Origin of the sequence: Microbacterium sp. BWR-S6Y (genome assembly GCF_041379845.1) — a bacterium.
Lineage (GTDB): Bacteria > Actinomycetota > Actinomycetes > Actinomycetales > Microbacteriaceae > Microbacterium > Microbacterium hydrothermale.
This window is the reverse complement of the sequence record NZ_JBFECV010000003.1, coordinates 270834-294123: the sequence shown is the minus strand read 5'-3', so window position 1 is coordinate 294123 and position 23290 is coordinate 270834. Positions and strand designations below refer to the sequence as shown.

General features: G+C 70.1%; 24 protein-coding genes and 4 tRNA genes. 8 read left to right on the top strand and 20 right to left on the bottom strand.

Annotated elements, in window-relative coordinates; all coding sequences use genetic code 11:
- Positions 1–47 precede the first annotated feature (47 nt).
- The 3 genes from AB1K56_RS08565 to AB1K56_RS08555 all read left to right on the top strand — a co-directional run bounded on the left by AB1K56_RS08565 (position 48) and on the right by AB1K56_RS08555 (position 2762).
- A complete protein-coding gene (locus AB1K56_RS08565; protein ID WP_371205303.1) occupies positions 48–323 on the top strand; it encodes a dioxygenase in 276 nt (91 codons plus the stop codon).
- A 559-nt stretch (positions 324–882) separates the two neighbouring features.
- Positions 883–2148, top strand: coding sequence for a DUF349 domain-containing protein (locus AB1K56_RS08560; RefSeq protein ID WP_371205438.1), 1266 nt, complete (start codon positions 883–885; stop codon positions 2146–2148).
- Positions 2149–2210: 62 nt separating this feature from the next.
- On the top strand, positions 2211–2762 hold the full coding sequence (locus AB1K56_RS08555; RefSeq protein ID WP_371205302.1) for a hypothetical protein: 552 nt from the start codon (positions 2211–2213) through the stop codon (positions 2760–2762).
- A 16-nt stretch (positions 2763–2778) separates the two neighbouring features.
- Here the strand turns inward: AB1K56_RS08555 and AB1K56_RS08550 are convergent, their stop codons facing one another.
- The 10 genes from AB1K56_RS08550 to pdxS form a co-directional block, all read right to left on the bottom strand.
- Positions 2779–5028, bottom strand: a complete 2250-nt coding sequence (locus AB1K56_RS08550) for a bifunctional (p)ppGpp synthetase/guanosine-3',5'-bis(diphosphate) 3'-pyrophosphohydrolase (RefSeq protein WP_371205301.1) — start codon at positions 5026–5028, stop codon at positions 2779–2781.
- Between the two features lie 84 nt (positions 5029–5112).
- Complete coding sequence (gene secF, locus AB1K56_RS08545; protein WP_371205300.1) at positions 5113–6102, bottom strand: protein translocase subunit SecF; 990 nt, start codon at positions 6100–6102, stop codon at positions 5113–5115.
- A complete protein-coding gene (secD, locus tag AB1K56_RS08540) occupies positions 6102–7808 on the bottom strand; it encodes a protein translocase subunit SecD (RefSeq protein WP_371205299.1) in 1707 nt (568 codons plus the stop codon). Before secD ends, secF begins: the two co-directional genes overlap by 1 nt.
- A gap of 44 nt (positions 7809–7852) precedes the next feature.
- On the bottom strand, positions 7853–8311 hold the full coding sequence (gene yajC, locus AB1K56_RS08535; RefSeq protein WP_136585660.1) for a preprotein translocase subunit YajC: 459 nt from the start codon (positions 8309–8311) through the stop codon (positions 7853–7855).
- A gap of 91 nt (positions 8312–8402) precedes the next feature.
- Positions 8403–9449 carry a Holliday junction branch migration DNA helicase RuvB gene (gene ruvB / locus AB1K56_RS08530; protein WP_136585659.1) on the bottom strand — a complete coding sequence of 349 codons (1047 nt, stop codon included), beginning with the start codon at positions 9447–9449 and terminating at the stop codon, positions 8403–8405.
- Positions 9442–10062, bottom strand: a complete 621-nt coding sequence (gene ruvA, locus AB1K56_RS08525) for a Holliday junction branch migration protein RuvA (protein ID WP_371205298.1) — start codon at positions 10060–10062, stop codon at positions 9442–9444. Before ruvA ends, ruvB begins: the two co-directional genes overlap by 8 nt.
- 9 nt (positions 10063–10071) lie before the next feature.
- Positions 10072–10674 (bottom strand): crossover junction endodeoxyribonuclease RuvC, encoded by a 603-nt coding sequence (gene ruvC / locus AB1K56_RS08520; RefSeq protein WP_264630788.1) that lies wholly within the window; start codon positions 10672–10674, stop codon positions 10072–10074.
- A 47-nt stretch (positions 10675–10721) separates the two neighbouring features.
- Positions 10722–11480 carry a YebC/PmpR family DNA-binding transcriptional regulator gene (locus AB1K56_RS08515; protein ID WP_136585656.1) on the bottom strand — a complete coding sequence of 253 codons (759 nt, stop codon included), beginning with the start codon at positions 11478–11480 and terminating at the stop codon, positions 10722–10724.
- Positions 11481–11489: 9 nt separating this feature from the next.
- Positions 11490–12110, bottom strand: a complete 621-nt coding sequence (pdxT, locus tag AB1K56_RS08510; protein ID WP_371205297.1) for a pyridoxal 5'-phosphate synthase glutaminase subunit PdxT — start codon at positions 12108–12110, stop codon at positions 11490–11492.
- Positions 12100–12984: a pyridoxal 5'-phosphate synthase lyase subunit PdxS gene (gene pdxS / locus AB1K56_RS08505; protein WP_136585653.1), complete on the bottom strand. Its 885-nt coding sequence runs from the start codon at positions 12982–12984 to the stop codon at positions 12100–12102. Before pdxS ends, pdxT begins: the two co-directional genes overlap by 11 nt.
- Positions 12985–13080: 96 nt before the next feature.
- On the opposite strand from pdxS, the gene AB1K56_RS08500 reads away from it, so the two are divergent.
- Both AB1K56_RS08500 and pdxY read left to right on the top strand, forming a co-directional pair.
- The gene (locus AB1K56_RS08500) at positions 13081–14439 is read left to right on the top strand and encodes an aminotransferase class I/II-fold pyridoxal phosphate-dependent enzyme (protein WP_371205296.1); all 1359 of its coding nucleotides are present in this window, start codon (positions 13081–13083) and stop codon (positions 14437–14439) included.
- On the top strand, positions 14436–15287 hold the full coding sequence (gene pdxY, locus AB1K56_RS08495; protein WP_264630791.1) for a pyridoxal kinase PdxY: 852 nt from the start codon (positions 14436–14438) through the stop codon (positions 15285–15287). The genes AB1K56_RS08500 and pdxY overlap by 4 nt, the downstream gene beginning before the upstream one ends.
- Here the strand turns inward: pdxY and AB1K56_RS08490 are convergent.
- From AB1K56_RS08490 to thrS, 4 genes are all read right to left on the bottom strand, one after another.
- Positions 15284–15862, bottom strand: a complete 579-nt coding sequence (locus tag AB1K56_RS08490; RefSeq protein WP_371205295.1) for a hypothetical protein — start codon at positions 15860–15862, stop codon at positions 15284–15286. The genes pdxY and AB1K56_RS08490 overlap by 4 nt on opposite strands.
- A gap of 44 nt (positions 15863–15906) precedes the next feature.
- Entirely contained in the window at positions 15907–16512 is a 606-nt protein-coding gene (locus tag AB1K56_RS08485) for a hypothetical protein (RefSeq protein WP_371205294.1), read from the bottom strand.
- A 56-nt stretch (positions 16513–16568) separates the two neighbouring features.
- Positions 16569–17081 carry an HIT domain-containing protein gene (locus AB1K56_RS08480; protein ID WP_371205437.1) on the bottom strand — a complete coding sequence of 171 codons (513 nt, stop codon included), beginning with the start codon at positions 17079–17081 and terminating at the stop codon, positions 16569–16571.
- 107 nt (positions 17082–17188) lie between these two features.
- On the bottom strand, positions 17189–19174 hold the full coding sequence (thrS, locus tag AB1K56_RS08475; RefSeq protein ID WP_371205293.1) for a threonine--tRNA ligase: 1986 nt from the start codon (positions 19172–19174) through the stop codon (positions 17189–17191).
- A gap of 82 nt (positions 19175–19256) precedes the next feature.
- Here thrS and AB1K56_RS08470 point away from each other — a divergent pair, with 82 nt between their 5' ends.
- On the top strand, positions 19257–20408 hold the full coding sequence (locus tag AB1K56_RS08470; RefSeq protein WP_371205292.1) for an SLC13 family permease: 1152 nt from the start codon (positions 19257–19259) through the stop codon (positions 20406–20408).
- 3 nt (positions 20409–20411) lie between these two features.
- Here AB1K56_RS08470 and AB1K56_RS08465 read toward each other — a convergent pair whose 3' ends face one another.
- The 3 genes from AB1K56_RS08465 to AB1K56_RS08455 form a co-directional block, all read right to left on the bottom strand.
- Positions 20412–20837, bottom strand: a complete 426-nt coding sequence (locus AB1K56_RS08465) for a TIGR03618 family F420-dependent PPOX class oxidoreductase (RefSeq protein WP_371205291.1) — start codon at positions 20835–20837, stop codon at positions 20412–20414.
- Positions 20838–20844: 7 nt separating this feature from the next.
- Positions 20845–21228, bottom strand: a complete 384-nt coding sequence (locus tag AB1K56_RS08460; RefSeq protein WP_136585646.1) for an ATP-dependent DNA ligase — start codon at positions 21226–21228, stop codon at positions 20845–20847.
- 194 nt (positions 21229–21422) lie between these two features.
- Positions 21423–21836, bottom strand: a complete 414-nt coding sequence (locus AB1K56_RS08455; protein WP_371205290.1) for a PPOX class F420-dependent oxidoreductase — start codon at positions 21834–21836, stop codon at positions 21423–21425.
- A 129-nt stretch (positions 21837–21965) separates the two neighbouring features.
- On the opposite strand from AB1K56_RS08455, the gene AB1K56_RS08450 reads away from it, so the two are divergent.
- Complete coding sequence (locus tag AB1K56_RS08450; protein ID WP_371205289.1) at positions 21966–22148, top strand: hypothetical protein; 183 nt, start codon at positions 21966–21968, stop codon at positions 22146–22148.
- Between the two features lie 571 nt (positions 22149–22719).
- On the opposite strand, the gene AB1K56_RS08445 is transcribed toward AB1K56_RS08450, so the two are convergent.
- The 3 genes from AB1K56_RS08445 to AB1K56_RS08435 all read right to left on the bottom strand — a co-directional run bounded on the left by AB1K56_RS08445 (position 22720) and on the right by AB1K56_RS08435 (position 23030).
- Positions 22720–22791, bottom strand: a tRNA-Val gene (locus AB1K56_RS08445).
- Between the two features lie 27 nt (positions 22792–22818).
- Positions 22819–22889 (bottom strand) — tRNA-Cys (locus AB1K56_RS08440).
- Positions 22890–22957: 68 nt separating this feature from the next.
- Positions 22958–23030: transfer RNA gene (locus AB1K56_RS08435), tRNA-Gly, on the bottom strand.
- A 151-nt stretch (positions 23031–23181) separates the two neighbouring features.
- Here AB1K56_RS08435 and AB1K56_RS08430 point away from each other — a divergent pair.
- Positions 23182–23254: transfer RNA gene (locus AB1K56_RS08430), tRNA-Val, on the top strand.
- The last annotated feature ends 36 nt before the right edge of the window (positions 23255–23290 follow it).

Here is a 23290-nt window from a genome sequence, read left to right as displayed (position 1 = left end):
GCCCTTTGTAGGATCGGGGTGCCCGGTGACGGGCGAAGGAGGTCGATGTGGCGACGCGCGGGAAAGACCGGCAGACGCGGGAGCAGCGGGAACGTGCTCGCGCCTACCAGGTGCGGCTGGCGCTGCACGAGCGCCAGGGGCGTCGTCGCCGGCGCGACAACGTGCTCGCCGTCGTGATCGGTCTGGTCGTGATCGCGGGTGCGATCGCCACGCAGACCGTCTATTACGCCGCCGGCCCGGGAGCCCCCGCTCCGACGCAGAGCCCTGCCCCGACCTCTCCCGCGACGGACGCCCCGTCGTCCTCGCCCGCGCCGACGCCCTGATCGACGCGACCGAGAAGCCGCGCGTCCCGCGTGACGCCGCACGTCTCGGTCCTGTGAGGGCGCGGCTGCGCGTACTAGGCTCGGAGGGTCCTTCTCCCCCAGGCGGTCCTGCCGCGATGAGGTGCTACCCGTGACTTCCGTTCCCTCCCCCGAGACCTCCGACCCGCGCGACGACGCGAGCGCCCCCGAGGTCGATCCCGCCACGACAGAGGTCGTGGCCGACGCGACGGATGCCGCGGCCCCCGCGTCCGCGCCCGCCGAGACGACCGACGACACGGCGGATGCCGAGGCCCCGGCGTCCGCGCCCGTTCAGGCGGCCGACGACGCGGCGCCCGCCGAGACGCCGGCCGAGGCCCCCGCAGACGAGGCGGAGACCACCGCGGCCGAGCCGCAGGCCGACGAGCCCGCGCACGCGACCGCGTCGTCGGACGCCGACACCACGGACGCGGATGCCGCGGATGCCGACACCGCGGACGCCGATACGCCCTCCACGGCGGAGTCCACCACCGAAGCGGCCGCGGCGCCGCAGCCGGCGGCCCGCCCCGTTCCGGGTGCGCGGATCCCCGGTCCTCCCCCTGGCGCGAAGGCGTCCACGACGGCATCTGAGCCGTGGGGTCGCGTCGACGACGAGGGCACGGTCTCCGTCCGCGAGGCGGACGGCTGGCGTGTCGTGGGCCAGTACCCCGACGGCACTCCCGCGGAGGCCCTCGCCTACTTCCAGCGCAAGTTCGCCGATCTGGCCGGCGAGGTGACGCTTCTCGAGACCCGTCACCGTCGTGGTGGCGCATCGGCATCCGACCTCCGCTCCACGGCGAAGACGCTGCGCTCCAAGCTCGACGGTGCTGCCGCGGTGGGCGACCTCGCCGCGCTGATCGCCCGGGTCGACGCCCTCACGGGTGAGCTCGCCGAGGCGAGCGAGACCGAGGCGGTCGCCGCGAAGCAGGCTTCCGAGGAGGCCGTGCGCGAGCGCACGGCGATCGTCGAGGAGGCCGAGGCCCTCGCCGCGCGCGACCCCCAGTCGGTGCAGTGGAAGCAGATGACGGCCGACATGGCGGCGTTGTTCGACCGCTGGCAGGCGCACCAGCAGAACGGACCGCGCCTGTCGAAGTCCACGGCGCAGCAGCTGTGGCGTCGTTTCCGCGACGCCCGTGCGACCGTCGACCGGCACCGCCGCGAGTTCTTCTCGTCCCTCGACGAGACGCACAAGGCCGCGCGCGAGGCGAAGACCCGTCTCGTCGAGCGGGCCGAGGCCCTGGCCCCGCGCGGCGAAGACGGCATCGGCGCGTACCGCGACCTCCTCGACGCGTGGAAGGCCTCCGGACGCGCCGGCCGCAAGGTCGACGACGCGTTGTGGGCCCGCTTCAAGGCCGCCGGCGACGCGCTGTACGGCGCGCGCATCGAGCGCGAGTCGGCGGACGCCGAGGCCTCGAAGGAGAAGATCGAGCAGAAGCGCGCTCTGCTGGAGCAGGCCGCGCCGATCGTCGACGAGAAGAACCTCGCGACGGCCCGTCAGAAGCTCACCGCGATCCAGCGGCAGTGGGACGAGATCGGTCGCATCTTCCCCCGCGACAAGGAGCGCGCCCTCGACGACGAGCTCCGCAAGATCGAGCAGAGCGTGCGTACGCGCGAGGACGCCGACTGGAAGCGCAACGACCCCGAGCAGAAGGCGCGCGCGAACGACATGACGCGTCAGCTGACCGACGCGATCGACAAGCTCGAGGCCGAGCTCGCCGATGCCGAGGCCCGCGGTGACAAGCGCGCCGCGGCGCAGGCATCGGAAGCCCTCGAGGCGCGTCGCACCTGGCTGCGCGCACTCGGCGGCTGACCGCTCTCCACAGATCCGACGGTCCGCCGTCACGGGCGACACCGCCCCGCCACACTGGCGGGATGGTGTCGCCCTTCCTGTTCTTCGCCGACGAGCGCCTCTCCCTCCCCGAGCTGACCGCCGCGTGCCTCGACGGCGCCCTGGTGCCGCTCGGCGAGGGGTTCATGCCCGCCGATGCTGCCGAGACGCCCTGGATGCGCGCGCGCAGCCTGCGGCCCCTGCTCGAGGGGCGGTGGGCGGCGGTGCGGCTGTCGGCGGCGTGGGTGCACGGCGCGATCCCCGTCGAGCCGGTCGCCCATCACCTCCAGCGCGCACGTGACGCCCGCGTTCGCGCGGGGCGCGACCCGCGAGCGGTCTATCACGACGTGCGTCTGCCTCCGGAAGACACGGTCGCGATCGGCGGGGTGCCGCTCAGCACGCGACCGCGGACGCTCGCCGATCTCGCGCGATCCGCCGACGAGGTCGAAGCCGCCGTCGCGCGGGCGTGGGCGCACCGCGAGCCCGGCTTGGCTCAGGATGCCGCGGCCTGGCTCTCGCGGCATCCCCGCTTCCCGCATGTGCACCGGGCGACGCGTCTGCTGCGAGCGGCGCGGACGGAGCCGCGCGACTCGTGACGGACGGAGAACCGGCTCAGGAAGAGGTGACGCGGTAGACGTCGTACACCGCGTCGATCCGCCGCACGGCGTTGAGCACGCGGTCGAGGTGCACCGTGTCGCCCATCTCGAAGACGAACTTGCTGAGCGCCAGTCGGTCGTTCGTCGTCGAGACCGTGGCCGAGAGGATGTTGACGTGATGCTCGCTGAGCACCCGTGTCACATCGCTCAGCAGGCCCGAGCGGTCGAGCGCCTCGACCTGGATCTGCACGAGGAACACACTCTTGGTGGTGGGGGCCCACTCCACGTCAATGAGACGGTCGGGCTCCTCTTTCAGCGACCGCACGTTGGTGCAGTCGCCCCGGTGCACCGAGACCCCGCTCCCCCGCGTGACGAAGCCGACGATCTCGTCGCCCGGAACCGGCGTGCAGCACTTGGCGAGCTTCACCAGGATGTCGGGGGCGCCGCGCACGAGCACGCCCGAGTCGCCGCCGCGCGGGGCACGACTGCGCCCGACGGGAATGTCGATGGGGCCGGTGCTCGTCTCCTCGACGCTGACCAGCGCGGTGACCTTCTCGATCACGGACTGCGTCGAGACGTGTCCCTCGCCTACGGCCGCGTACAGCGCCGAGACGTCCTCGTAGTGGAACTGCCGCGCAACCTCGGTGAAGGAGTCCTGGTTCATCAGCCGCTGCAGCGGAAGGTTCTGCCGCCGCATGGCGCGGGCGATGGAGTCCTTGCCCTGCTCGATGGCCTCTTCGCGACGTTCCTTCGTGAACCAGCCGCGGATCTTGTTGCGCGCGCGCGTGCTCTTGACGAATCCGAGCCAGTCCTGGCTGGGGCCTGCGTCGGGGTTCTTCGAGGTGAACACCTCGACGACGTCGCCGCTCTGCAGCGTCGACTCCAGGGGGACGAGTCGCCCGTTTACCTTCGCGCCCATCGTGCGGTGACCGATCTCGGTGTGCACGGCGTAGGCGAAGTCGACCGGGGTGGCTCCGGTCGGAAGGCCGATCACGCGCCCCTTCGGGGTGAAGACGTAGACCTCTTTCGCGCCGATCTCGAAACGCAGCGAGTCGAGGAACTCCCCCGGATCGGCGGTCTCGGCCTGCCAGTCGGAGATGTGCGCGATCCAGGCCATGTCGGCGTCGACGGCCTTGGCATCCGCCTTGCCGCCGGCCATGCGCTCCTTGTACTTCCAGTGCGCGGCGACGCCGAACTCCGCCTGCTGATGCATCTCGTTGGTGCGGATCTGGATCTCGACGGTGCGACCGCCGGGACCGATCACGGTCGTGTGCAGCGACTGGTACAGATTGAACTTCGGCGTGGCGATGTAGTCCTTGAAGCGCCCCGGCAGCGGGGTCCACCGCGCGTGGATGGCGCCCAGCACCGCGTAGCAGTCGCGCACCGTGCCCACGAGGATCCGGATGCCGATGAGGTCGTAGATGTCGTCGAACTCGCGGCCGCGCACGACCATCTTCTGATAGACGGAGTACAGCTGCTTCGGGCGTCCCATGACGCGCCCGCGCACGCGGAGCTCGCGCAGGTCGGCGTCCACGGCTTCGATGACGTTCTGCACGTATTGCTCGCGCTGGGGGGTGCGCTGCTTGACCAGGCTGTCGATCTCGGCGTACAGCTTCGGATGCATCACGGCGAACGAGAGGTCCTCGAGCTCGCTCTTGATCGCCTGGATGCCGAGGCGGTGCGCGAGGGGCGCGTAGATCTCGAGGGTCTCGGTGGCCTTCTTCGCGGCCTTGTGCGGGGGCACGAAGCCCCAGGTCCGGGCGTTGTGCAGGCGGTCGGCGAGCTTGATGAGCAGGACGCGGATGTCTTTCGACATCGCCACGATCATCTTGCGCACCGTCTCGGCCTGGGCGCTGTCGCCGTACTTGACCTTGTCGAGCTTGGTGACGCCGTCGACGAGCATCGCGACCTCGTCGCCGAAGTCGGCGGCGAGCTCGTCGAGCGGATAGCCGGTGTCTTCGACCGTGTCGTGCAGCAGGGCCGCCGCGATGGCCTTCGGCCCGAGGCCGAGTTCGGCGAGGATCTGCGCGACCGCGAGGGGGTGCGTGATGTAGGGCTCGCCGCTCTGGCGCTTCTGCCCGTCGTGGGCCTTGTCGGCCACAGCGTACGCGCGCTCGATGATCGCGAGGTCGCCCTTGGGGTGGTGCGTGCGCACGGTGCGCAGCAGCTTGTCGACGTCGTCGCGACGGGCGGCGCGCGAGAAGATGCGCGGAACCAGGCGGCGGAGCGACGACGGCGGTGGCGCGGAGGAGGCGGTTTCGGTCATCAGCACCCCTTCTTCACGGCCAGTCGATCAATTCTACGCTTCCCCGGCGCGGCCCTGAGGTCGCGCCGGGGAGATCGCCGGGCGTCAGGCGGGGATGCCGGCCTTCTCGCGCGCGGCGCGCACGCGCGCGTCGCGCTGGGCGATCGGCTGCTCCCGCTCGCGCAGGAGGGCGTACATCGGAACGGCCACGAACAGGGTCGAATACGCGGCCACGATCGTGCCGACGAAGATCGACAGCGAGATGTCGCTCAGCGTCCGCGCCCCGAGGGGGACGCCGATGAAGAGGATCGCGCCCACCGGGAGGATCGCCACGACCGTCGTGTTGATCGAGCGGATCAGCGTCTGGTTGGCGGCGAGGTTGACGGACTCCGCGAAGGTGCGTCCCGAGATCTCGCCGTCTTCCCTCGTGTTCTCACGCACCTTGTCGAAGACGACGGTGGTGTCGTAGAGCGCGTAGGAGAGGATCGTGAGGAAGCCGATCACGGCCGCGGGAGAGATCTCGAAGCCGAAGACCGCGTAGACGCCGATCGTGATCACGAGCACGTCGACGAGGCCGATGATCGCCGCGACCGACATCTTCCACGTGCGGAAGTACAGCGCGAGGATGAGGAACGTCAGGGCGAGGAAGATCGACAGACCCCACAGCGACTGTCGCGTGACGTCCGCTCCCCAGGTGGGGCCGATGAACGAGTCGGTCACCTCCGCGGCGGGCACGTCGTAGGCCGTGGCCAGCGCTGCTGAGACGGCCTGCGTCTCGTCGCTGCCGAGCTGGTCGGTCTGCACGCGGACGGCCTGGTCGCTGATCGTCGTCACGCGCGTCTGCGCGCCGGGGACGACCGAGGTCACCGCGTTCGTCGCGATCGACTGATCGAACGAGGCGGGGTTCGACACCGTGAACTGCGATCCGCCGGTGAACTCGATCGAGAACTGCACCGGACGGAACAGCGGCACCAGGGCCGCTCCGATCACGAGGACCGCGGCGATGATGAACCACAGGCGACGACGCTGAACGAAGGGGAACGACGTCTTCCCGGAGTAGAGGTCGTTGCCGAGCTGGGACATGGAGCGGGCCATCAGTCGTCTCCCTCCTTGGTGGAGCGGCTATCGCCGCGGGCGGCGGCGAGTTCCGCCTGCTTGCGCTCGGCGATCGTCTGCCGCCGCTGGGCTTCGCCGCGCGAGCGCTTCGCGCGGCCGCTGTCGGCGACCGGGGTGCGGAACTGCGCCCGACCGCGGTAGACGGCACCGAGGGCGTTGGGATCCATCCCCGACAGCGGGTGGCCCGAGCCGAAGAAGCGCGTGCGGGCGAGCAGCTGCATCACCGGGTGAGTGAACAGGATGAAGATGAGGATGTCGATCGCGGTCGTCAGGCCGAGCGTGAACGCGAAGCCCTTCACCGTGGCATCCGCGAGGATGTACAGCACGACGGCGGCGAGGACGTTGATCGACTTCGAGATGTAGATCGTGCGCTTGGCGCGCGACCATCCGTCTTCGACGGCCGCGGTGATCGACTTGCCGTCGCGCAGTTCGTCGCGGATGCGTTCGAAGTAGACGATGAACGAGTCGGCGGTGAAGCCGATCGTCACGATCAGTCCCGCGACGCCGGCCAGCGAGAGGCGGAAGCCCGCGCGCCACGCGAGGATGCACAACGCGAGGTACGTCAGGACCGCCATGACGCCGAGCGACGCGATGATCACCGTGCCGAGCGCGCGGTAGACGATGAGCGAGTAGATCGCGACGAGGCCGAGGCCGATCAGACCGGCGATGAAGCCGACCTGCAGCTGCTGCGAACCGAGGGTGGCCGAGACGGTGTCGGAGCTGACGACCGTGAAGCTCAGCGGCAGGGCGCCGTACTTGAGCTGGTCGGCCAGGGCCTTCGACGACTCCTGCGTGAAGCTGCCCGTGATGCTCGGGCGGCCGTCGACGATGATGCCGTTCATGGACGGGGCGGAGAGCACGCTGCCGTCGAGGACGAACGCGAACTGGTTGAACGGCGCCTGCGCACCGTAGAGACGCTGGCTCACCTCGGCGAACTTCTGCGTGCCCTGGTCATTGAAGACGAGGTTCACGGCCCACTGGCCGGTGTTCTGCTCCTGGCCGTTCGTGGCGTCGGAGATGTCGTTGCCGTCGAGCTCGACCGGGCCGAGGATGTACTTCGCCTGCCCGTTCACGTCGCAGGTGATCATCGGCTGGTCGGCCGGCGCCTGCGCGGGATTGCTCGGCGGGTTGCTGCAGTCGTACGCGAGGAACTCGGCCTGCAGAGCGGGCGTGATGTACGCGGGGTCGCTCGCGTTGGTGGGCGACGCGGTCGGCGTGGCCGGCAGGCTCGGGTCGGGGGTGGGGTACGGCGTGGAGTTGCCGTCCTGTCCCACGAACGACGTCGCGGGTGCACCGGTGAAGAGCACCGGCCGCAGCTGCAGCTGCGCGGAGCTCTGGATGCGCTGACGGGTCGCGTCGTCGGCCTGGCCGGGGATCTGCACGACGATGTTGCGCCCACCCTCGGTGGCGACGTCGGCTTCGCCGACCCCGGACGCGTCGACGCGCTGGCGGATGATCGTGACGGCCTGAGCGAGCTGCTCGCTGTCGGGGGCCGCCCCGTCGGTGGTCTGGGCCTGCAGGATGATCTGCGTCCCGCCCTGGAGGTCGAGCGCGAGCTCGGGGGTCCAGGAACTGGCGTTGTAGACGTACACGCCGAGCGCGTTGATGCCGAACAGCACGCCCACGATGGCGAGCAGTCCGGTCAGCACGCGCCAGGCATGACGGACAGGGGTCGAGGGCGCCACGGAGTCGGCTTTCTGTGCGGCGGGCGGGAACGGCGGAGCGGGCGTCAGGCCTGCGGGCGGTCCTTGTCGGTCTGGTCGGTGTCGGCCGCGTGCTGACGAGCGGAACGCTGGTCGTCGCTGATCGAGGTGATGTCGCCGTCGGCGACGCCGGCGACGTACTCGGCCTCGGTCTCTTCGGCCTCGATGAACTCGTCTTCGGTGACGGCGCCCTGGGCCGGGTCGACGATGCGGAGCACGGCCTGGCTGTGCACCTTGATGACCACGCCGGGTGCGATCTCGACGAGCGCGGGCTTGTCGAGGTCTTCACCGTCGTACTCGACGATGGTGCCGTACAGACCGCCCTGCAGGAGGACCTCGGCGCCGGGGACGGTCTCGCGCGACTTCTTCTCGAGCTCCGCCTTCTGCTTCTGCATGCGGCGCCGCGAGCTGTAGAACATGAAGACCAGCAGGCCGATGAGCAGGATGACGATGCCGTAATCGGCGAAGAACCGGGCGATATCCATCGAGGCGGTGCACCTTTCGAGTCAGGCGCGCCGTGCGGCACTGCCTAGCGTGAGTCAAGCGGGGGTCGGGGAATCCCTCGCCGAGTATAGGTCATGACCCCTGACTGAACCGGAGGAGGCCGTCGGGGTGAGGGGCGCCGAGGTGGTCGTAGGCTTCGGGCGTGGCGATGCGGCCGCGCGGGGTCCGCCCCATGAAGCCGATCCGGACGAGGTAGGGCTCGACCACGGATTCGATCGTCTCGGGTTCTTCGCCGACCGTGACCGCGAGGGTGCTGAGCCCCACCGGACCTCCGCGGAAGCGGCGCACGAGCGCGTCGAGGACCGCGCGGTCGAGGCGGTCGAGGCCGATGGCATCCACGTCGTACAGGTCGAGGGCGGCGCCGACCGTGCGGACGTCGGCGTCACCGTGATCGGTCCCGGCCGACGGGCCGTGGACGACGAGGTAGTCGCGGACGCGTCGGAGGAGGCGGTTGGCGATGCGCGGGGTTCCGCGGGAGCGGCGGGCGATCTCGGAACGCGCGGTTCCGGGCAGCCCGACGTCGAGCATGGCCGCCGAGCGGGAGACGACCTGCTCGAGCTCCTCCGGCTCGTAGTACTCGAGGTGCGCGGTGAACCCGAACCTGTCGCGCAGGGGGTTCGGCAGCAGACCGGCGCGGGTCGTCGCCCCCACCAGGGTGAAGGGCGACAGATCGAGCGGGATGCTGGTGGCGCCCGCTCCCTTGCCGACCATGATGTCGATGCGGAAATCCTCCATCGCCAGATAGAGCATCTCTTCTGCGGAGCGCGCCATGCGGTGGATCTCGTCGATGAACAGCACTTCGCCCGGGGTGAGGGACGACAGCAGGGCGGCGAGGTCGCCGGCGTGCTGGATCGCGGGCCCGCTCGACAGGCGCAGCGGGCGTCCGCTCTCGTGCGCGACGATCATCGCCAGGGTCGTCTTGCCCAGCCCCGGAGGGCCCGACAGGAGGATGTGATCGGGCGAGCGCTGCTGGATGCGGGCGGCGTCGAGGAGCAGCTGGAGCTGCCCGCGCACCTTGTGCTGCCCGACGAACTCGTCGAGGGACGTGGGGCGCAGGGCGCCCTCGATCGCGAGTTCGGTCTCGTCGTCGGGCGTTCCGGCGTCGCGGACGTCAGCCACCCGCGTTCTCCTTCCGCGACGGTCCGAGCAGGGCGAGCGTGAGGCGCAGGAGGGCCTGGACCGAGGCGCGGTCGGTCTCGGAGGCGGTCTCGGCGACGGATGCCACGGCCTCGACCGCGGTGCGCTCGGTCCACCCGAGACCGACGAGGGCCTGGGTCACCTGCACGGGGACCTGCCCGCCCGGGGTCGCGGCGGCGGGAGCCGACGCCGGTTGGACGGCGAGCTTTCCGGCGAGCTGGACCACGATGAGCTTCGCGGTCTTCGGTCCGATGCCCGACACGCGACGGAACGGGGCGTCGTCGTCGTCGGCGACGGCCTGCGCGATCTGCGGGACCGTGAGCGACGACAGCACGCCGAGCGCCGACTTCGGGCCCACTCCGGTGACGCTGATCAGCTGCGTGAAGACGGTGAGCTCTTCACGCGTCTCGAATCCGTACAGCGACAGGGCGTCTTCGCGGACGATGAGGTTGGTGTGCAGGTGCACGTCGTCGCCGAGGTGCACGGTGCGCGCGAACTGTGCGGTGACGGCGACCGAGAAGCCCACTCCTCCCACGACGACCACGAGCGAATCGTCGGCGACGTGCGCCGCCGCCCCATGCAGCGAAGAGATCATGGAAGAAGCCTACGCGCCCGTTCGTACATGTGTTCGAGCGACACGGGGCTGTGGAGAACGCCGCTTCTCGGCATCCCTCCACGCCTTCTGGGCCGGCGTGAGCGTCTCCCCCGCCGGGGCGGCCGCCGCGCCGCCGCGCCAGGCGTGGCACAGCGCGATCGCGAGGGCGTCGGCGGCGTCGGCCGGTTGGGGCAGGGCGTCGAGCCGCAGGACGCGTGCGACCATCGTCTGCACCTGCAGCTTGTCGGCGGAGCCGTAACCGGTGATGGCGGCCTTGACCTCGCTGGGCGTGTGGGTCGCGGCGGTCAGCCCGTGCTCCGCGGCCAGCAGCAGCGCGATACCGCTCGCCTGCGCGGTGCCCATGACCGAGTGCCGGTTGTTCTGCGCGAAGACGCGCTCGACGGCGACCACGTGCGGTTGGTGGGCGACCAGCACCTCCCGGATGCCGGCCGCGATCGCGGCGAGTCGCTTCTCGATCGGATCGCCCGGAGCCGAGCGCGCGACGCCCACGTGCACGAGAGACGCCGTGCGGTTCGGCGACACGTCGACCACGCCGATCCCGCAGCGGGTGAGGCCGGGATCGATGCCGAGGACGCGCAGAGAACGGGACACGGCCCCCACGCTAAGCGCAGGGGCCGTGTCGCGGCGAAGGGCGCGCCCTACTCGTCGTTCTCGAGCTCGGCCTGCACCTCGGGGGTCATGTCGAAGTTCGTGTAGACGTTCTGCACGTCGTCGCTGTCTTCGAGCGCATCGATGAGGCGGAACACCTTGCGGGCGGTGTCGGCGTCGACCTCGACCTTGAGCGAGGGGACGAACTCGACGTCGGCGGAGTCGTACTCGATCCCGGCATCCTGCAGTGCGGAGCGCACCGACACCAGGTCGCTCGCCTCGGTGATGACGCCGAAGCCCTCACCGTGCGGCTCGACCTCTTCGGCGCCCGCCTCGAGGACGGCGAGCATGACGTCGTCCTCGGTGGTGCCCTCGGAGGGGACGACGATGACGCCCTTGCGGCTGAAGTTGTACGCGACGCTGCCCGGGTCGGCGAGGGTTCCGCCATTACGGCTGAGGGCGGTGCGCACCTCGGCCGCGGCGCGGTTCTTGTTGTCGGTCAGACACTCGATGAGGAACGCCACGCCGTTGGGGCCGTAGCCCTCGTACATGATCGAGGCGTACTCGACGGCCTCGCCGCCGATGCCCGCGCCGCGCTTGATCGCGCGGTCGATGTTGTCTTTGGGGACCGAGGTCTTCTTGGCCTTCAGGACGGCGTCGAAGAGGGTCGGGTTGCCCTGCAGGTCAGCGCCGCCCAGCTTGGCCGCGACCTCGATGTTCTTGATGAGCTTGGCCCACGACTTGGCGCGGCGGGCGTCGACGACCGCCTTCTTGTGCTTGGTCGTGGCCCATTTGGAGTGTCCGGACATTTCTTCAGTTTACGATGCGAGGGCGTTGATGCCGCGCCGATCGCGCACGTGGTCGAGGAACCGCGCGTGGAAGCGCGTCTCCCCCGTCGACTCAGGGTGGAACGCCGTGCCGAGCAGGGCCCCCTGCTCGATCGCCACGACGCGTCCGTCGGGAAGGGATGCCAGGGGCTCGGCATCCGGGCCCCACTCGAGAACCGCGGGCGCGCGGATGAACACGGCGTGCACCGGCGGATCGCCGAGGGCGGGGACAGCCAGGTCGGTCTCGAACGAGGCCGTCTGGCTGCCGAAGACGTTGCGCGCGACGCGCGCGTCGATCCCGCCGAAGGTCTGCTGGCCCTCGATGCCGCCGTCGATCCGGTCGGCGAGCAGGATCAACCCCGCGCACGTGCCGTACATCGGCATCCCCGCGGCGATCGCGTCCCGGATCGGGTCGAACATCCCGAACGCGCGGGCGAGCTTGTCGATGACGCTCGACTCGCCGCCGGGGAGGACGAGTCCCTCCACGGCGGCGAGCTCCTCGGGCCGACGCACGGGTCGCGCGTCGGCGCCGAGGGCGGTCAGGACGGCGAGGTGCTCGCGCACGTCGCCCTGCAGGGCGAGGACGCCGACGCGGGGGCTGTTACCAGCCACGCTCGGCCAGGCGGTGCGGCGCGGGGAGGTCGCTGACGTTGATGCCGACCATCGCCTCGCCGAGCCCGCGCGAGGCTTCCGCCACGATCTTCGGGTCGTCGTGGAACGTGGTCGCCTTGACGATCGCGGCCGCGCGCTGCGCGGGGTTGCCGGACTTGAAGATGCCGGAGCCGACGAACACGCCGTCGGCGCCCAGCTGCATCATCATCGCGGCGTCGGCCGGGGTGGCCACTCCCCCGGCGGTGAAGAGCACGACGGGGAGCTTCCCCGTCTCGGCGATCTCGGCGACGAGGTCGTAGGGGGCCTGCAGCTCCTTGGCGGCGACGTAGAGCTCGTCCTTCGTCTTCGCGCGCAGCGCGTTGATCTCGGCGCGGATGGTGCGGATGTGCTTGGTGGCCTCCGACACGTCTCCCGTTCCGGCCTCGCCCTTGGAGCGGATCATCGCCGCGCCCTCGGTGATGCGGCGCAGGGCCTCGCCCAGGTTCGTCGCTCCGCACACGAACGGCACGGTGAAGTTCCACTTGTCGATGTGGTTGACGTAGTCGGCGGGCGAGAGCACCTCGGACTCGTCGATGTAGTCGACGCCGAGCTCCTGCAGGATCTGCGCCTCGACGAAGTGGCCGATGCGGGCCTTGGCCATGACGGGGATCGAGACGGATGCCACGATGTCGTCGATCAGGTCGGGGTCGCTCATGCGCGCCACACCGCCCTGCGCGCGGATGTCGGCCGGCACGCGCTCGAGCGCCATCACGGCGACGGCGCCGGCGTCTTCGGCGATGCGGGCCTGCTCGGCGGTGACGACGTCCATGATGACGCCGCCCTTGAGCATCTCGGCGAGTCCGCGCTTGACGCGCGAGGTTCCGGTGTCGGTCATGACTGCTCCGTTCCGCGCTGAGGGGCGCGATCTATTGGCTTAGGCCAAACCGTAGCATGGCGCAGGACATAAGCTGGTCGAAAGCTTTGGGGGCGTATGACCATCGACATCACCGGCCGCTCGGCATCCGAGATCGCCGCCGGCCTTCGCACGCGCATCGAGCGCGGAGAACTGCCGCCCGGCACTCTCTTGCCTCCCGTCCGGTCGCTCGCGGGCGAGCTGGGCGTCAACCGCAACACCGTCGTCGCCGCCTATCGGCAGCTCGCCCAGGCGGGCCTCGTCGAGTCGCGCGGCCGCGGCGGCACGCGGGTCGCCGATCGCGCGACCGTGGCGCAGGAGGGATACGCCCCTGACACGGTGCTGCGAGACGTGGGAACGGGAAACCCCGATCCTGCGCTCATCCCCGATCCCACCGCGGCCCTCGCCCGCTCGGCCCGTCCGGTCCTGTACGGCGAGCCCGTGATCGACCCGGGCCTGGAGGCGTGGGCGCGCCAGTGGATGGCCGAACAACTCCCCCACGACGACATGCGCATCACCGTCACGAGCGGGGCGAGCGATGCGATCGAACGCCTGCTGGCCCAGGCGCTGCAGCGCGACGACGCGGTGGCGCTCGAAGACCCCTGCTTCCTGTCGGCCCTGCACACGGTGCGCACGGGCGGTTACCGCGCGGTGCCCGTTCCCGTGGATGCCGAGGGCATGACCGTCGAGGGGCTGCGCGCCGCGTTGGACGCCGGGGTGCGGGCCGTCATCGTCACGCCGCGGGCGCACAACCCCACCGGCGCGAGCCTCAGCGCCGAGCGCGCGGCGGCGCTGCGCGAGGTCCTCGTCGCCCACCCCTACGTGCTCGTGATCGAGGACGACCACTTCTCCCTGCTGTCGCGGGCGCCGCTGCAGTCGGTCATCGGGGCGTCGCAACGACGGTGGGCGCGCATCCGCTCGATGTCGAAGTTCCTCGGGCCCGACACGTGCCTCGCCGTCACGGCATCCGATCCCGACACCGCCGACGGCCTCGCGATCCGGCTCACTCCCGGGACCACCTGGGTGAGCCACATCCTGCAGCGGCTGACCCTGGCGCTCGTCACCGACGACGCCGTGCGCGCGCACATCGAGCGCGCGGCGGTGCACTACGCCGAGCGCAACGCGGAGTTCGCGCGCGAGCTCACCGCGCGCGGACTGCCCGTCGTCCCCGGCGACGGCCTCAACCTGTGGGTGCCGCTCACGCCGTCGGTGCCGGCTGCGCACGTGCGGGAGGACCTCATGCGTCGCGGCTGGCTCGTGCGGGAGGGGGATCCCTTCTTCCTCGACGGCGGTGGCGGCGGCGCCTCCCGTGGCTCGTTCCTGCGCCTCACCGTGCACGATCTCGACGACGTCTCGCGCCGCACCCTCGCCGACGACCTCGCCCGGGCCTGCGGTGTGCTCCGCGGTGACGCCGGAAGTGGAAGGATCGACGCATGAAGGTTCTCTCGATCCAGTCCGCCGTCGCGTACGGGCACGTCGGCAACTCCGCCGCGGTCTTCCCCCTCCAGCGCATCGGCGTCGAGGTGCTGCCGGTGTACACGGTGAACTTCTCGAACCACACCGGCTACGGCGCCTGGCGCGGACCGCTCATCTCGCCGGCCGATGTCGCCGACGTGATCGCGGGCATCGAGGACCGCGGCATCTTCCCCGAGATCGACGTGGTGCTCTCGGGTTACCAGGGCGGCGAGGGTATCGGCGACGTCATCATCGACGCCGTCGCGCGCGTGAAGAAGGCGAACCCGGATGCCGTCTACGCCTGCGATCCCGTCATGGGCAACGCCAAGTCGGGGTGCTTCGTGGCGCCCGCGATCCCCGAGCTCCTGCGCGAGCGCGTGGTGCCGGTGGCCGACATCATCACGCCCAACCAGTTCGAGCTGGGTTTCCTGACCGGCACCGAGCCCGGCAGCATCGACTCGACCCTCGAGTCGGCCGATCTCGTTCGCGCCCGCGGTCCGCGCACCGTCCTCGTGACCAGCGTGGAGCGGCCCGACCGTGAGCCCGACACCATCGAGATGATGGTCGTCGACGACGCCGGCGCGTGGATCGTGCAGACGCCGCTCATCCCGATGAAGGCCAATGGCTCGGGCGATGTGACCGCGGCGCTGTTCACCGCGCACTACCGGCGCAGCGGCGATGCCGCCGACGCTCTCGCGCGAACGGCCTCCAGCGTCTTCGACCTGCTGTCGAACACCTACGAGTCGGGCTCGCGCGAGCTGCGCCTCGTGGAGTCGCAGGAGGCGTACGCCCACCCGCGTCTGCAGTTCGGCGTCCGCCAGGTGCGCTAGCCGTTCGTCTCCCCGTAGACCTCGTTCCACGCCGCGCTCCATGACGCCCCGTCATCGGGGCAGAGGTGAACGGTGCCCGATACGAGGGTCCCGGAGAAGTCCGCCTCGGCGGCGCGTCTCTGATCCTCTGTCGCCTCGGGATCGATGAGGTACGCGAACAGCTCCGAGAACGCGACATGGTGACGCAGTAGCTCCGCGTCCACCGCATGCCCGTTGAGGATCGCGACCCCGCATCCCTCGAACGCCAGACTCAGCGCGATCGTCTGCTCGTCCGCGTTCCACTCCCAGCCGCGCTCGGTGAACATCGCGCGTTGTTCGGCGACGAAGGCGTCCTGGGCCGCCGTGGTCGGCGTCAGGGGGCTCGTCTCGTCCTCGGGATAGTTCTGCTCCGCGAAGAACGACTCGTACTCGGCCAGCACCTTCGGATCCATGGCGTCGACAGCGGCTTGGCCGTCCAGGCGTGCCGTCACCGTGGGTTCGGGGGCTCGGGCGTCGAGACCGTCCGATGCGCATCCGGCGAGACCGAGCACCCCTGCCGACACGATGACGAGGGCCGACAGGAACGAGCGGGTCATGCTCACACGTTAGCGTCCACGCGACGGAACACCGGAACGCGCGGTCAGCCCCCGTACACCTCGCGGTAGGCGGCCACCCACTGGTCGCCGTCTTCGGGGCACAAGAACGTCGTGCCGAACACCATGACGCTCGCGATCGGGGCCTCCGCCGTCGTGCGGGCGTCGCCCTCGAGGTCGGCGGGGATCAGCTGCGCGAACAGCGGCGATGTGGTGACGTGCGCGATGAGGGTCGACGCGTCAACGCGGTGCCGGCTCAGGATGGCGGTCTCGCACGCGTCCCCCGCCAGGGCCAGGGCGAGGTTCTCGTCGGAGGCCGTCCACGACAATCCCTGCTGTTCGACGTACGCCCGCTGCTGCGCGATGAAGTCCTTCTGGGCCGGGGTCACCGCGACGAGCGGGGTGCCGTCCATGGGCAGCTGCTGCGCGCGGAAGAACTCGTCGCGCTCGGCGAAGACGTCGGAGTAGTCGTCGGGGTCGACGGTCGCCTCGTCGCCCGGCGCGGTCGAGGGGGCCTCCGTCGTCACGCTGCTCGACGCCTCCGCCGCGTCGCCGCGGTCGATGGGGCTCGGGAGGGGGATGCACGCCGTGGTCGCCGCGAGGACGGCGGCGAGCATAAGCGTGAGGGCGAGAGGTCGACCGGGGGCGTTCATAGGGACACCGTAGCCACGTGCCCGCTCGCGCGAGCGAGGGTTGTGGATGACGCGGATCAGGCGTCCCACGCCTCCGACACCGCGCGGCGCACATCGCCCAACAGCTGCGGCAGGGCCTTGGTCTTGGCGATGATCGGGAAGAAGTTGGCATCCGAGGCCCACCGCGGCACGATGTGCTGGTGCAGGTGAGCGTCGACGCCCGCCCCGGCGATCGCCCCCTGGTTCATCCCCAGGTTGAACCCGTCGCAGTTCGAGACCGCGCGAAGCACCCGCATGCCCCGCTGGGTGAGAGCGCCGATCTCGGCGACCTCTTCGTCGGTCGCCTGGTCGTACGTGGCGATGTGACGGTACGGGCACACGAGCAGGTGACCCGAGTTGTAGGGGAAGAGATTGAGCAGGACGTACGCGGTCTTGCCGCGCGCGACGATCAGCCCGTCTTCGTCGCTCTTGTCGGGTGCGGCGCAGAACGGGCAGTTCTTCTCCATCGGCTCGCGACCGGCCGAGATGTACGCCATGCGGTGCGGGGTCCACAGGCGCTGGAACTCGTCGGGAACACCGGGCAGGGTCATCGCGTCGACGAGCTCGGCGTCGGTCGTCGGTGATCCGGACCCGCCGGCGGGGGCCGTCGAGCCGGTCACCGGCGACGGGCCCGCCGCGGCGGCATCCGGATCGCCGGTCACGCCAGGTCCTCCGCGGTGTTCACGAGGGTGCGAGCCGCGATCGCGCCGGTGATGCGCGCCACGGCCTCGTCGACGGGGATGCCGTTGAGCTGGGTGCCGTCTCGGAATCGGAACGACACGGTGCCGTTCGACCGGTCCTGCTCGCCGGCGATCAGCATGAGCGGCACCTTCTGCGTGGTGTGCGTGCGGATCTTCTTCTGCATGCGGTCGTCGCTCTGGTCGGCCTCGGCGCGAACGCCCTTGGACTTCAGGTCCGCGACGATGCCCTGCAGGTAATCGCCATACTCCGCGGCGACGGGCACGGCCACGACCTGCGTGGGCGCGAGCCAGACCGGGAACGCGCCGGCGTAGTGCTCGAGCAGGATCGCGAAGAACCGCTCGACCGACCCGAAGAGGGCGCGGTGGATCATGACCGGACGGTGCTTCTCCCCGTCGGGACCGGTGTACTCGAGCTCGAAGCGCTCGGGCTGGTTGAAGTCGAGCTGGATGGTCGACATCTGCCACGTGCGCCCGATCGCGTCGCGGGCCTGCACCGAGATCTTCGGACCGTAGAAGGCCGCTCCGCCCGGGTCGGGCACGAGCTCGAGGCCGGAGGCCTCGGCGACCTCGCGCAGCGTCTCGGTCGCTTCGGTCCAGAGGGCGTCGTCGCCGATGAACTTCGGGTTGCCCTCCTCCTTGGTCGACAGCTCCAGGTAGAAGTCGTTCAGCCCGTAGTCGCGCAGCGTCTGCAGCACGAAGTCGAGGCTGTGGGTCAGCTCGCCCTTGACCTGGTCGGCCGTGACGTAGATGTGGGTGTCGTCCTGGGTCATTCCGCGCACGCGCGTGAGGCCGGCGAGGGTGCCGCTCTTCTCGTAGCGGTAGACCGAGCCGAACTCGCTGAGGCGCAGCGGCAGCTCGCGGTAGCTGCGTCCGCGCGAGCGGAAGATCAGGTTGTGGAACGGGCAGTTCATGGGCTTCAGGTAGTACTCCTGGCCCTCCCGCGACACGTGGCCATCGGCATCCACGACCTCGTCGAGCACCATCGGGGGGTACATGCCGTCGGCGTACCACTGCAGGTGGCCGCTGGTCATGAACAGATCGCCCTTGGTGATGTGCGGGGTGTTGACGACCTCGTAGCCGCTCGCGAGCAGGCGCTCGCGCATGTAGCGCTCGATCTCGTAGCGGATGATGCCGCCCTTGGGGTGGAACACCGAGAGTCCGGGACCGATCTCGTCGGGGAACGAGAAGAGGTCGAGCTCTTTGCCGAGCTTGCGGTGGTCGCGCTTCGCGGCCTCTTCGAGGCGGTGCTGGTAGGCGCGCAGCTCGTCTTTGGTGGGCCACGCGGTGCCGTAGATGCGCTGCAGCTGCGGGTTCTTCTCGCTGCCGCGCCAGTAGGCACCCGCGATGCGGGTGAGGTCCCAGCCGTTGCCGATGAGGCGCGTGCCGGGCACGTGGGGTCCGCGGCAGAGATCCTTCCACGCGGTCTCTCCGTCGCGCGTGACGTTGTCGTAGATCGTCAGCTCGCCCGCGCCGACCTCGACCGAGGCGCCCTCCGCGGCCTCGGCGGATCCGCCCTTCAGGCCGATGAGCTCGAGCTTGAACGGTTCGTCGGCGAGCTCCGCGCGGGCCTCGTCGTCGGTGACGACGCGACGCACAAACCGCTGGTTCTCGCGGACGATGCGCTCCATCTCCTTCTTGATGACCTTCAGATCATCGGGGGTGAAGGGCTCGTCGACCTGGAAGTCGTAGTAGAAGCCGTCGGTGATGGGCGGGCCGATCCCCAGGTTGGCCTGGGGCTTGACACGCTGAACGGCCTGCGCGAGCACGTGCGCCGTCGAGTGGCGCAGGATCGACAGTCCGTCCGCGCTGTCGACGGTGACCGGCTCGACCTGGTCGTCGGCCGTCACGGTCGTGGCCAGGTCTTTCAGCTCCCCGTTGACGCGCAGGGCGACGACCGAGCGGTCGGGGAAGAGGGCGAAGCCATCGGCGGGGAAATCAGTCACAGAACATCTCCTGAAGGGGTCGCTTCCAGGCTACCGGGCGGTCGTGGCCTCGACGGCACGGTGCGTGCCCCATAGTGGAGCGGTGACTCTGGCCATCATCGGCGGCGTGCTGTGGATCCTCGGGATCGTCGCGCTGCTCACCGGCGCCTTCCCCGCCGACGACGCCGTCGCCGTCGCCGAGCGCGTCTGGCCCATTCTGTTGTTCGTCGTCGCCGTCACGATCGTGGCGGAGTTGGCGTCGAAGGCGGGCCTGTTCGACGTCGTGGCGGCGCGCCTCGCGCGGATCGCCCGCGGGCGCACGGCGCTGCTCTGGGCCCTCGTCGTGCTGCTGGCGACGGTGGCGACCGCCTTCCTCTCCCTCGACACCACTGCTGTGCTGCTCACGCCCGTCGTGGTCGCGATGGCGGTGGCGCGCAAGATGGACCCGCTGCCGTTCGCCTTCGTGACGGTGGTGCTGGCGAACACCGCCTCGCTGGTGCTACCGGTGTCGAACCTCACCAACCTGTTGGCATCCGAGGCCCTCGGCGGTGGTCACGACCCCGTCGCGTTCCTCGTGCTGCTCGGGCCGTCGGCGCTCATCGCGATCGCGGTCTCGGTGATCGTGCTCACGGTGGTCTTCCTGCGGCGTCTGCCGAAGACGTACCCGGATGCCGCGCCCCCGGCCGTGTCCGATCCGATCCTGCTGCGGGTGGCGGGGGTGGTGACCCTGGCCCTGCTCCCGCTGCTCGTGGTGGGGCTGGAGCCCTGGATGCCGGCCGTCGCGGCCGCCGTGGTGCTCATCGTGGCGTTCGCCCTGCGCGCGCCGAAGGCGCTCGGCATCTGTCTGGTGCCGTGGTCGCTGCTGGTGTTCGCGGGCGGACTCTTCCTCGCCGTCGGGGCTCTCGAGGCCCTCGGCAGCGGGAGGGTCATGTCGGTGCTCGCGGGGACGGGCGACGACCTCGGATCGCTGTGGCAGCTCGCGGGGGTCGGCGCGCTGGTCGCGAACGGGATCAACAACCTCCCCGCCTACCTCGCCCTCGAGTCGGTCGCGGGTTCGCCCGAGCGCCTCGCCGCGCTGCTCATCGGCGTCAACGCCGGCCCGATCGTCACCCCCTGGGCGTCTCTCGCGACGCTGCTGTGGCACGACCGTCTCGTGGCAGCCGGCATCGAGGTGCGCTGGAGCCGCTTCATCGCGCTGGGCGCCGTGATCGCCCCGCTGATCCTGCTGCTGGGCGTCCTTCCGCTCGTCCTCTGAGCGTCAGTCCTCGTACGTCCGCGACCACGCCTTGCGCGGCTCGATGAACCAGACCGCCAGCCCTTCGCGCAGTCCGTAGGGCTCGCCTGTGTAGAGCGTCGAGATGCGGTCGACGAACGGCAGCGCGGCGTCGCCGTCGATGCGTTCGACCGCCTCTCCGCGGACGAACGCCATCGCGTACGGGTTGTCGGCGCCGGTCACGGAGACGGCGACCCGGGGGTCGCGGCGGATGTTGCGGTCTTTCAGGGTGTCGACCTCGGTGAAGATCATGAGGCGATCCCCGTCGACCCCCACCCACAACGGGATGCCGTGCGGCGAGCCGTCCGGCATCAGCGTGGACAGGTGCGCGACGGCGTTCGTCTCGAAGAAGGGCTTGGCGTCGTTCCAGGCGGTCATACGGGAGGGAACGAGCGCGAGGTCGGGTGGCATTCCCGCCTCAGGTCTGCGCCGGGGCCCGATACTGCTCGTTCGGAACCTCGCGGAAGACCATCTCGGGTCGTTGCGCGCTCTCGCGCGGCGGGAAGTCGTCGGGTTCGGGGATGACGTAGAGCCCGCGTCCGGAGTTGGCGTTGTACGTGAGCGCGTGCAGCCAGGCGGGGCTCAGCTGCGGGGTGCGGCTGCCGTGGTACTTGAACACGAGCGAGACGTTGGGGTGGATGTACACGGTGGTGCGTCCTCCCCCGGTGCTGATGTCGTCCTTCCAGGTGAAGGGGAAGGACTCGCCGCGCCGGACCTTCGCCATGATCACCGCCTGGAGGTGCGCGAGGAGTCGGTCCTCGAAGTCGACTTTGATGTCGCCGTCGTAGATGAATTTGCCCATGATGACCCCCGAGGCGATCGGCCTTCCGGTGGTGCGCATCTCCAGGCGAGAAAGGCAACGCGATCGACCGGAGGCGCAACGCCGTCTCCGAGAGCACTGTCCCCCGCCGACTTCGCGCACGCAAACCCCCTTGCTTCCGCATCGTTCGGCGGGTAACGCGTGGCGCAACGCGGCCAGGGGCCGCGACCGATGCGTCAGGCGGTGCGCGAGATCCGCAGGATGACGCGGTCGCCCGGTTTGCGCTGGATGCGGCGGACGAGAGCCTCAAAGCCGAGGATCGCGCGGTACTGCAGCCCGTACTTGCGTCGCAGCGCCGTGTCGGCCCGTGCGTCGTCGGTGGCGGGGCCGGCGATGCGACCGTTCGCCTCGACGGTGATGGCGTCCGGCTCGACCGCTCCCATCCTGCTGCACGGGCGCAGCACGACGCGGGAGTCGTTGCGCAGCCGCTTGACCTTTCCGGTGGTCCGCTCGCTCGTGACGACGAGCTCGTCTCCGTCGCGCGCGATCCACACCGGTACGGCGACGAGGGCTCCGTTCTTGCGGTAGGTGCCGAAGGAGACGAAGGGTGACGAGGCGATCTCGCGCCAGTGGGTGTCGGGAACCGTCATGCCCCCACGGTATCGGCGCGGCTCTCCGGGGTCGCGGGCTTGCGCTCGATCCCGGATGTCGGGCCGCTTCGCGAAGAATGATGTGGGAGCGCTTCCATACGCACGCCTCGCGCCCATACGCTCTCCGCCATGGGGAGCTATGACGTACCGCAGGTGGGGCCTGTGATCGTGTCGCTGGAGACGTACCGGTTCGGGCTGACGAACGAGTCGCTGACGACTCTCGCCTCGGCTCGCCGGGCGGACGGGAAGGCTCTGGACAGCGTGGATCACGAGCGGGTGGCGCAGTACCTGCAGAGCATCTCCGTCATCTGACGGGGCCGACGGCGGGTCGGGGCCTGTGCGGCGCCTATGCCGAACCTCAAGGCGGGCGCAAGAAAGCCGCAACGGTGGCACAAGACAGCGAAATCGGTGTCCCCCTTTCGGTGGACATGGGTTAGCGTCGTCTCGTCCCCGCCGCCAGGCACTCCGCAGCCCCCCTTACTGGCGGCGGGGACGACCACTCCCCCCGGTTCGCCGGGGACGCTGGCGGGAGCGAGCCCCCGCGAGGCGGAGACTTCCGCCCGGTCCGGGCCCCGTGGGTGAAACCCGTCCGCGCCGTGCGAGGACGTGTTCCGCGGCGGACGAGGCCGGCGGCGGCCCCTTCTCGCAGCAGTATCGCGCGCGGCCGTTCGAGCCCTCCCCTGGCGCCCCTTCGCCCTGGTGCGCTCGAGGCGCTTGACGCGCTCTTCGCTTCGACCCGCTCAACGGATGCCGCAGGGCCGAAGCGGTCACGTGCGGCGAGGTCGTTCGCGGGCCTGCGTCGTATCGCGGTCGGCTCGGCCGGGCAGCTCGCGTCCGGCGCCCACAACGAAAGAACCCCCGGCGAGCCGGGGGTTTCATTCGGTGCGCGATACTGGGATCGAACCAGTGACCTCTTCCGTGTCAGGGAAGCGCGCTACCGCTGCGCCAATCGCGCCTATACAGGCTGTTCTATTGTGAGGCGAGGTGGCGACGGGATTCGAACCCGTGTAAACGGCTTTGCAGGCCGGTGCCTAGCCGCTCGGCCACGCCACCGTGATGTGGTTCGACCCACGTGTCGTGATCTGCCCGTCAGTGACACTGACGACAGTTCCCTCCACTCGAGCGGATGACGAGACTCGAACTCGCGACCCCAACCTTGGCAAGGTTGTGCGCTACCAACTGCGCTACATCCGCATTTCGTTCCCGGGGCTTGCCCCGAGCACTCGTAAGACATTACCCGATCTGAGCGCGGGTGCAAAACGAGGTGCGCCCCGCGCGTGTCTTCGCCCGTGGTTCGAAGCACGTCTCCGCATCCGGTACGATCGATGAGTGCCGTTCGGGATGCGGGCGATTGGCGCAGTTGGTAGCGCGCTTCCTTCACACGGAAGAGGTCATCAGTTCGAGTCTGGTATCGCCCACCGATAAGGCCCCCGGTTCTCCGGGGGCCTTCGTCG